This is a genomic window from Bradyrhizobium sp. Crot121 (genome assembly GCF_059512385.1).
On sequence record NZ_JCAMOR010000014.1, the window covers coordinates 135,930 to 142,567 of the forward strand.

The following is a 6,638-nucleotide window of genomic DNA, read 5'->3' on the forward strand; positions in this document are numbered from 1 at the left end:
TCGACACGGTCGGCATGTCTCAAACGGGCCCAGGGTGTGTGAAAACGCTCTGTCTAAGGTGATTCGTGCGGTAAGATTCCCGCTGATTTCGCGGGGCATCAGATGAAGCGCTTTGTCGAAGGGTTGGATCGCGGGCAGAGCACACTGTTTCCAGCTTCGCTCGATGAGTATGTGACCGAGGACAACCCGGTGCGAGCGGTCGACGTGTTCGTCGACAGTCTCGATCTCGACAAGCTGGGGTTCGTGGGTGTCCAGCCACTGGAGACCGGCCGACCGAGCTATCACCCCGGTATCATGCTCAAGCTCTACATCTACGGCTATCTTAATCGGGTTCCGTCGAGCCGGCGCCTCAAGCGGGAATGTCAGCGCAACATCGAGCTGATCTGGCTGACGGGGCAGCTGGCGCCGGACTTCAAGACTATTGCGGATTTCCGCAAAGACAATGGCAAGGCCATTCGAGAGGTCTGTCGCGAGTTCGTCGCGCTGTGCCGCAAGCTTGATCTGTTCAGTGCGGCGAGCGTCGCCATTGACGGATCAAAGTTCAAGGCTGTCAATGCACGGGACAAAAACTTCACCGAGGCCAAGATGAGGAGACGTCTTGAGCGGATCGATGAGAGCATCGCTCGCTATCTCTCTCAGCTTGAAACCGCCGATCGACACGGCGATGCGGTGCCGGAGGCGAAGGTTGAACGGTTGAAGGGCAAGATTGAGAAGCTTAAGGAGGAGATCGTCCGACTCAACGCGATCAACGTGGCGATGATGAAGAGCGAGGACAAGCAGATCTCGCTCTCCGATCCCGATGCGCGCTCGATGGCGACAAGTGGCAAGGACACTGGCATCGTTGGCTACAACGTGCAGATTGCAGTGGATACGCAGCATCACCTCATCGTGGCTCACGAGGTGACCAACGTGGGCAGCGACCGCCACCAACTCGCCAGCATGGCCGACCAAGCTCGTGCCGAGATGGTTGTCGAGACGCTCAACGTCGTTGCCGATCGCGGCTACTACGATAGCCAGGAGATTCTTGCTTGTGAGGAAGCTGGCATCACGGTCACATTGCCGAAACCGCTGACCTCAGGTGCAAAAGCCGCAGGTCGTTTTGGCAAGCAGGACTTTATCTATGTTGCGGCCGAGGACATCTACCGCTGTCCTGCTGGTGAACGGCTGACGTATCGCTTCACCGTCGAGGAGCATGGCAAGATGCTTCACCGTTACTGCGCGACTGCTTGCCGCACCTGTGCGCTCAAAGCTCAGTGCACGACTGGCCCCGAACGGCGTATCCCGCGTTGGGAGCACGAGGCTGTGCTGGAGAAGGTTCAGCAGCGGCTCGACCAAGACCCCAACAGGATGACCTTACGCCGGCAGACGGCGGAGCATCCGTTCGGGACCATCAAGGCCTGGATGGGTGCGACGCACTTCCTGATGCGAAGACGACACAAGGTAGCAACCGAGATGGCGCTTAATGTGCTCGCCTACAACATGAAACGGGTCATAGCGATCCTGGGCTGCAGACCACTGCTGCAGGCGATTCAGACGTAAGCGACACTTGTAACGGCGCCGGAGGGTTCAGAACCTTCATTGCCACCCCGATCGAGGCCGCTAAACCGATGCCGGGCATTCTCGACCTCACGTACAAGGGGGTTCTCACACGGCCTGGGCCAACAGGAGACTCATGCACCGCAGCAAAATAACCCGGCATGCAGCGTCCGTCGCGGCACCGCGTGATTATGCCAGGTTGCTATCCGACCCCGGGGGGGACGATGCTGTCGGCTTCGGGCACAATGGAGAGCAGCATGAGCAAGGCAGGTCTCGACAATCGCCACCGCAACAAGGATGGCGAAATCAGCCACAAGCACGGAAACACCCTCATCCGCACGTTGCGCAAGATTTACGGACCAGGCTTCGCAGCCGGCTATCCTGAAACCGAGAAGTTGAGCGAAGTTCTGCTTCAGCTGAACGAAACGTCGCTGAGCCAGCTCCGCCGCGATCATGAGACCGGCCACTTGGAGCACAAAATCGCCAACGCGTCGAAGTAAGGCCGCGAATGGCGAAGACCCTACTTTCGATGCAAGCTTTGCGGTGGCGGGCATTGGAAGAAATTCGACAGCAACCCGGTTGTTCGAGTGTAGCGAACATCGCAATAAATCGAGTCGCCGATGACCGTGCAGAGAGTAACTGGTCGATGTGCGTGGCATCTGCTGGCGCTGCCGATCCAAATACGGCGGCTCGGGCAGGGATATGTGTCCAGCAGGCCCTCTGCCGCGGCGATCTCACACCTGACTGACCAGGCGGCTGCGACTGCCTCAGTTAGCCGCCGGTGAGTATAAGCAAGATACGATCCAATTTCAGCAACGCGAGACAGGGACGGATTTACCGCGCCGTGGCGGCCATCTCAAAGAGCTGAAGGACGGGCTCGGCGCCAAGTCGCAACTGTAACCGCCATGTTTTGTGGCTCAGTCGAACGCAAACCCGTTGCGCGCTAGTGCGCTTCATTATGCGGCGGGGCTTTTGGCTTCGCCGCCGGTGGGTGGGGGGCGGAATGCGGCGCGGCGGCAACTTGCCGTGGCGCTGGCGCAGCGGGTGGATGCTGGGGCGGCTTCGGGGCTGCGGCAACAGGGGCGGGTTTCGGCGGCGGCGCGGCGGCAACCGGCTTCGCTTGGACATTTGCCGGCTTCGCTGCCGCATTCAGAGGCTTCGCTTCCGGTCTGACCACCGCATTCGGCGGCTTGGGCGACGCTCCGTTCGTTGTCGCCGCATGCTCCGGGCCGGCGGCTCCCTTGTTTTCAAGCGGCTTGTTCGCAGCGGGAGGATTGGTCGCGAGAGGCTTATTCGCTGACGGGTTGGTGGCAAGCGGCTTGCTTTCGAGCGGCTTCTTGGCAACCGCATCGTTCGCCGGCGCTTTGGGAGCGGCCGCGGCGGACGGCTGTGGCAGCGGCGCGGGTCCCGGCTTGGCTTCCTTTGCCGCGACAATGCCCTTGCCGGTGAACTCGCCCGGCTTGGCGGTTGCAGCGATTGCCGGGCGGCCGTGGTTCTCGGAGGCAAGCAGCGCTCTGTTGGTGCTTGCCAGATGTTGCTGCTGAGTCTGCGCGGGCGCGGGAGCAACGTGGTGATCTTGCGCCGCAGCCTGCTCCTGCGCCGTCGGCTGAGCCGGGATTCCGCCACTGCCGCCGTTGAAACTGACTCGCGTGATGTTGTTGTTGACCACGGTCTGGTTGTAGACATTGGTGACCGTTACGCCGCCGAAATTATTGACCGTGCTGTTGTAGGCGAACACGCCTCTATCCCAATGGCCTCCCTCAAAGCCGACGCCGCCATAGCCGAAACCATAGTTGACGCCACCGTAGAAGCCGACACGCGGTCCCCAATAACCGGTGTTCCATGCATAAACGCCATCACGCCACGCCCAATATCCGGGTGTCCACAACAGACCCACGGCTGGCGGCTCCACCCAGGTGCCCGGAACCCAGTAATATCCGTCCGGGCCGTAAGCCCAGTAGCCTGGCGTCCAAATGTACCCAGGGGCGGGAATCGGCGGTTGCTCGTAGACCGGAAGCTCCGGCGGCGCGATCGTAATGCTGATGATTTGGGCTTGGGCGAAAGGCGGAATGACCAGCGCGGCAAGGAGACCGATGACGAATCGAAAGCGTCGCATGTTTGTTCCTTCCACAGGAAGAGTTCCCCGCGAGTCGAACAGTGCTGAGCGAATGACGCGACATTATGGCGCACGAGTTCATCGTGCGTTCATTGCGCGTAACTTGGGGATGACACCAAGTCGACAAACTTGACGACGTGATAACGAACAGCATTTCATACCTCTGCTTCACTAAAGATATAACGCGCTCGTTCGTGCCCGCGTCTTGCCGGGCCAACGTGTACGTAGACAAAATCCTCAAAGGCGCTCAGCCAGCAGTCTACCTGTGGAGCAACTTTCAAAGTTTGAGCCGCTTCTAAATCTAAAGACAGCCAAAATGCTCGACCTGATGATCCCGTCATCACCGCTTGCCCGCGCCGACGAGGTGATCGAGTAGCTATCCGCTGTATTTCTCTTCTGGGTCCTTCGCTTCGCCCTCTGCAACACTCGGCTATGCGTCAACTTCCGCTATGCCCCGTTCGCGACCGAGGTCTAGCGGCGGGGCAACCCCAGAGCCAGGTGCAGAAGTGGGCGCTACGTCGCGTTAAGCCTGTTAGACCGCCACGACATACATCTCGCGCGAGCCGGCGACGCCGCGCAGTTCGTGCGGGCCGATGCTCAGCACGGGTTGGTCGCAGCGATGGGCGATGCTCTCCGACAGCAGCAGCCCACGGCCTAGCGCCTTGCCCAACGCCTCCATACGGCTTAGCTCGTTGACTGCGGGACCGACGACGGTGAAGTCGAGGCGTCGCGCGGTACCAATGTTGCCGTACAGGACGTCGCCGAAATGGAGGGCGATGCTGAGGTCGAGAGTGGGCCCGCCCAACGCGGCGCGCCGGGCGTTGAGCGCTGCGTTTCTGCTGCGGGCATCGATCGCGGCCCGCACCGCCTTGATGCAGGCCCGCTCGGCGCCGCTGGGCGCCGCGGCGAACACAGCGAGGATACCGTCGCCGAGGAACTTCAAGACCTCGCCGTCGCGCTCGGCGACCGCATCGCCGATGCATTCGAGATGCTGATTGAGCCAGCCCACGACCTCCGTCCCCGGATAGCGGTCGACGAGGGCCGTAAAGCCTCGGAGATCGGCAAGCAACAAGGCGGCCGAAATAACTTGGCTGTCGCCGCGACGGATCCTGCCCTGCAGCACACGGGCCGCGCTCTGCGGACCGAGATAGGCGCCAAGCGTCTCGGTGGCGACGTGCAATAGGCCGATGCGATAGGCAACCAGACTGAGCGCCGGAAGGATGCGCGCGGTCTCCTCGATCTCGGCGTCGCCAAAGCCCCCCGGACGGTCTGTCGCGATGGCGAGCGCCGCGCCCTGGAGACCGGTACGGCCCTTGCTGAACCGCACGAGCTGCAGGGCATATTCGGTGATGCCGAGCGCGCGCAATTCTTGGAAGAGCGGGAATCTCTTGACCGCCTCCTGATCTTCGAGCTTCCAACGCTGGGCGCCGAGGTTTCGCTCGATAAGGTAGCCGATCGGACTGCGCCGGAACTGGGTGCCCCCCACAACCTCGGGCGCGAAAGTCGACCGCTCCACTCCTTTTTCGCGCGACCATTGGAAACTCAACACCCCCGCCTCGGGGTCGATGGTCGGCATGTTCAGCGACGTACGGCAAACCGGAATTCCCCGCGCCACAAGCCGCTCGCTGAACTTCTCGAGGATGGCGCCCAAATCGTCATTGTCGCGCCCTTCCTCGAGGATGCAGTTGATGAGGTCGAGCATCCCGGCACCTTCCGCTGCTGCAGGATAGGATAGCGATTGTCTCGCGGGAGGTCGAGCAAGTCCCATCAAACCGCAGCTGGCTGACCGGTCGCCGCTGGGTCCGCCTTCCGAAGCTCATCTCGGCCAAATCGAGTGTATCGACAAACACGTCGATCATTCGAACAGGGATGCTCTCGTCAGCCGAGGCGATTGTCCCACTTAATCGCGCGGGTGGGAACGGCCACGGGTTAGGGCGCGCCACTTCCGCAACGGGTCATCAGCGTCGGCTGCGCCGCCTGACCGGCATTTCCGCTCTACCGCCTGAAAGCCGACATTCGGATGATCGCCGGAGTTCGTCGGTGTGGGCCATAACCGGAAGCCGCTAAATCTGTTACCTCTTGGCGGTCAGAACGCCATCGTGCCAATGCGGGGAACGGCTAGTCCACCACCCGTCAGCACTGTTCGCCCGTCCTATCGATCGACGCGCCGGTCCAATTATAACAATTGTATGACACGCGGAATGCGCCAAAGGCTGGCGTGACCCTCATATTCGACATGGGTGGAACCGAAGATCGGTGCTAGGCCACGCTGGTGGAGAAGAGCACCTTTTGCAGCTTGCGTATTTTCGCGCTGCAACTGCATCGAGACTGCCGTTTGCACTGACTCTCTTCCCTTACTCGCCGCGCTCATGTCGCGGCGCAAGCCCCTAAAATTGATCCGTTCGTGTCGATGAGGACTCACGCTTGAGCCGACATCCGGTTGGAATATCCGAATTTGCGAGTGAGTTGGATCTCAGCGCGAGTAGCGACAGCAGATCTAAACATATGTTAAGGCCGCCGCTTCGCACCGCGCCGAATGAAGAAGGCGGAGGATGCCTCACCGCGGGTCATCTGCAGTGACGCGTCCGGGCGGAATGCCTAACTGTCTCCTGGCAACACTGCCGGTATCGGATCTCGATCTGTTGCGGCCCGCGCTGGAGACGGTCGCGCTCGATCAGGACGCGATCCTTGCGCGAGCGGGGGAGGAGATCGACTATGTCTTCTTCCCTCACAGCGGCGCCGTCTCGCTGATGATCGACATGGCGGACGGGCAGACGGTTGACACCGCCGTCGTCGGGCGCGAGGGGGCACTTGGCCTTCTTTCGGTGCTCGGGTCGTCACCTTCGGCCACGACCGCGGTCGTTCGTGCAGCGGGCACCGCCTCGCAAATCCCCGCGTCGCGATTTCGCGCCGCTTTCAACCGGAGCCCTACGATCCGGCACGCGGTCCAGATGCACGGCAGGGCGATGCTGATGCAGTTTCAACT

At 61.3% G+C, this 6,638-nt stretch carries 5 protein-coding genes; 3 read left to right on the top strand and 2 right to left on the bottom strand.

All coding sequences use genetic code 11. From position 1 onward, the window contains the following. Positions 1–102 precede the first annotated feature (102 nt). Positions 103–1,539, top strand: a complete 1,437-nt coding sequence (locus AC5ZGW_RS15505) for an IS1182 family transposase (protein ID WP_130229169.1) — start codon at positions 103–105, stop codon at positions 1,537–1,539. Between the two features lie 254 nt (positions 1,540–1,793). After that, positions 1,794–2,036, top strand: a complete 243-nt coding sequence (locus AC5ZGW_RS15510) for a hypothetical protein (protein ID WP_130229174.1) — start codon at positions 1,794–1,796, stop codon at positions 2,034–2,036. Between the two features lie 443 nt (positions 2,037–2,479). On the opposite strand, the gene AC5ZGW_RS15515 is transcribed toward AC5ZGW_RS15510, so the two are convergent. Continuing rightward, the gene (locus AC5ZGW_RS15515; RefSeq protein WP_130229170.1) at positions 2,480–3,652 is read right to left on the bottom strand and encodes a YXWGXW repeat-containing protein; all 1,173 of its coding nucleotides are present in this window, start codon (positions 3,650–3,652) and stop codon (positions 2,480–2,482) included. A 532-nt stretch (positions 3,653–4,184) separates the two neighbouring features. Continuing rightward, positions 4,185–5,354 carry an adenylate/guanylate cyclase domain-containing protein gene (locus tag AC5ZGW_RS15520; RefSeq protein ID WP_165435497.1) on the bottom strand — a complete coding sequence of 390 codons (1,170 nt, stop codon included), beginning with the start codon at positions 5,352–5,354 and terminating at the stop codon, positions 4,185–4,187. 892 nt (positions 5,355–6,246) lie between these two features. Here AC5ZGW_RS15520 and AC5ZGW_RS15525 point away from each other — a divergent pair. Beyond that, positions 6,247–6,638: Crp/Fnr family transcriptional regulator (locus tag AC5ZGW_RS15525; protein WP_496113931.1), on the top strand; the 392-nt coding region annotated here is incomplete at its 3' end.

What these genes read in the sequence shown, in the direction of transcription:
- AC5ZGW_RS15520 (WP_165435497.1), bottom strand. Translation starts at nt 5,354, where the DNA reads ATGCTCGACCTCATCAACTGCATCCTCGAGGAAGGGCGCGACAATGAC.
- AC5ZGW_RS15515 (WP_130229170.1), bottom strand. Translation starts at nt 3,652, where the DNA reads ATGCGACGCTTTCGATTCGTCATCGGTCTCCTTGCCGCGCTGGTCATT.
- AC5ZGW_RS15505 (WP_130229169.1), top strand. Translation starts at nt 103, where the DNA reads ATGAAGCGCTTTGTCGAAGGGTTGGATCGCGGGCAGAGCACACTGTTT.
- AC5ZGW_RS15510 (WP_130229174.1), top strand. Translation starts at nt 1,794, where the DNA reads ATGAGCAAGGCAGGTCTCGACAATCGCCACCGCAACAAGGATGGCGAA.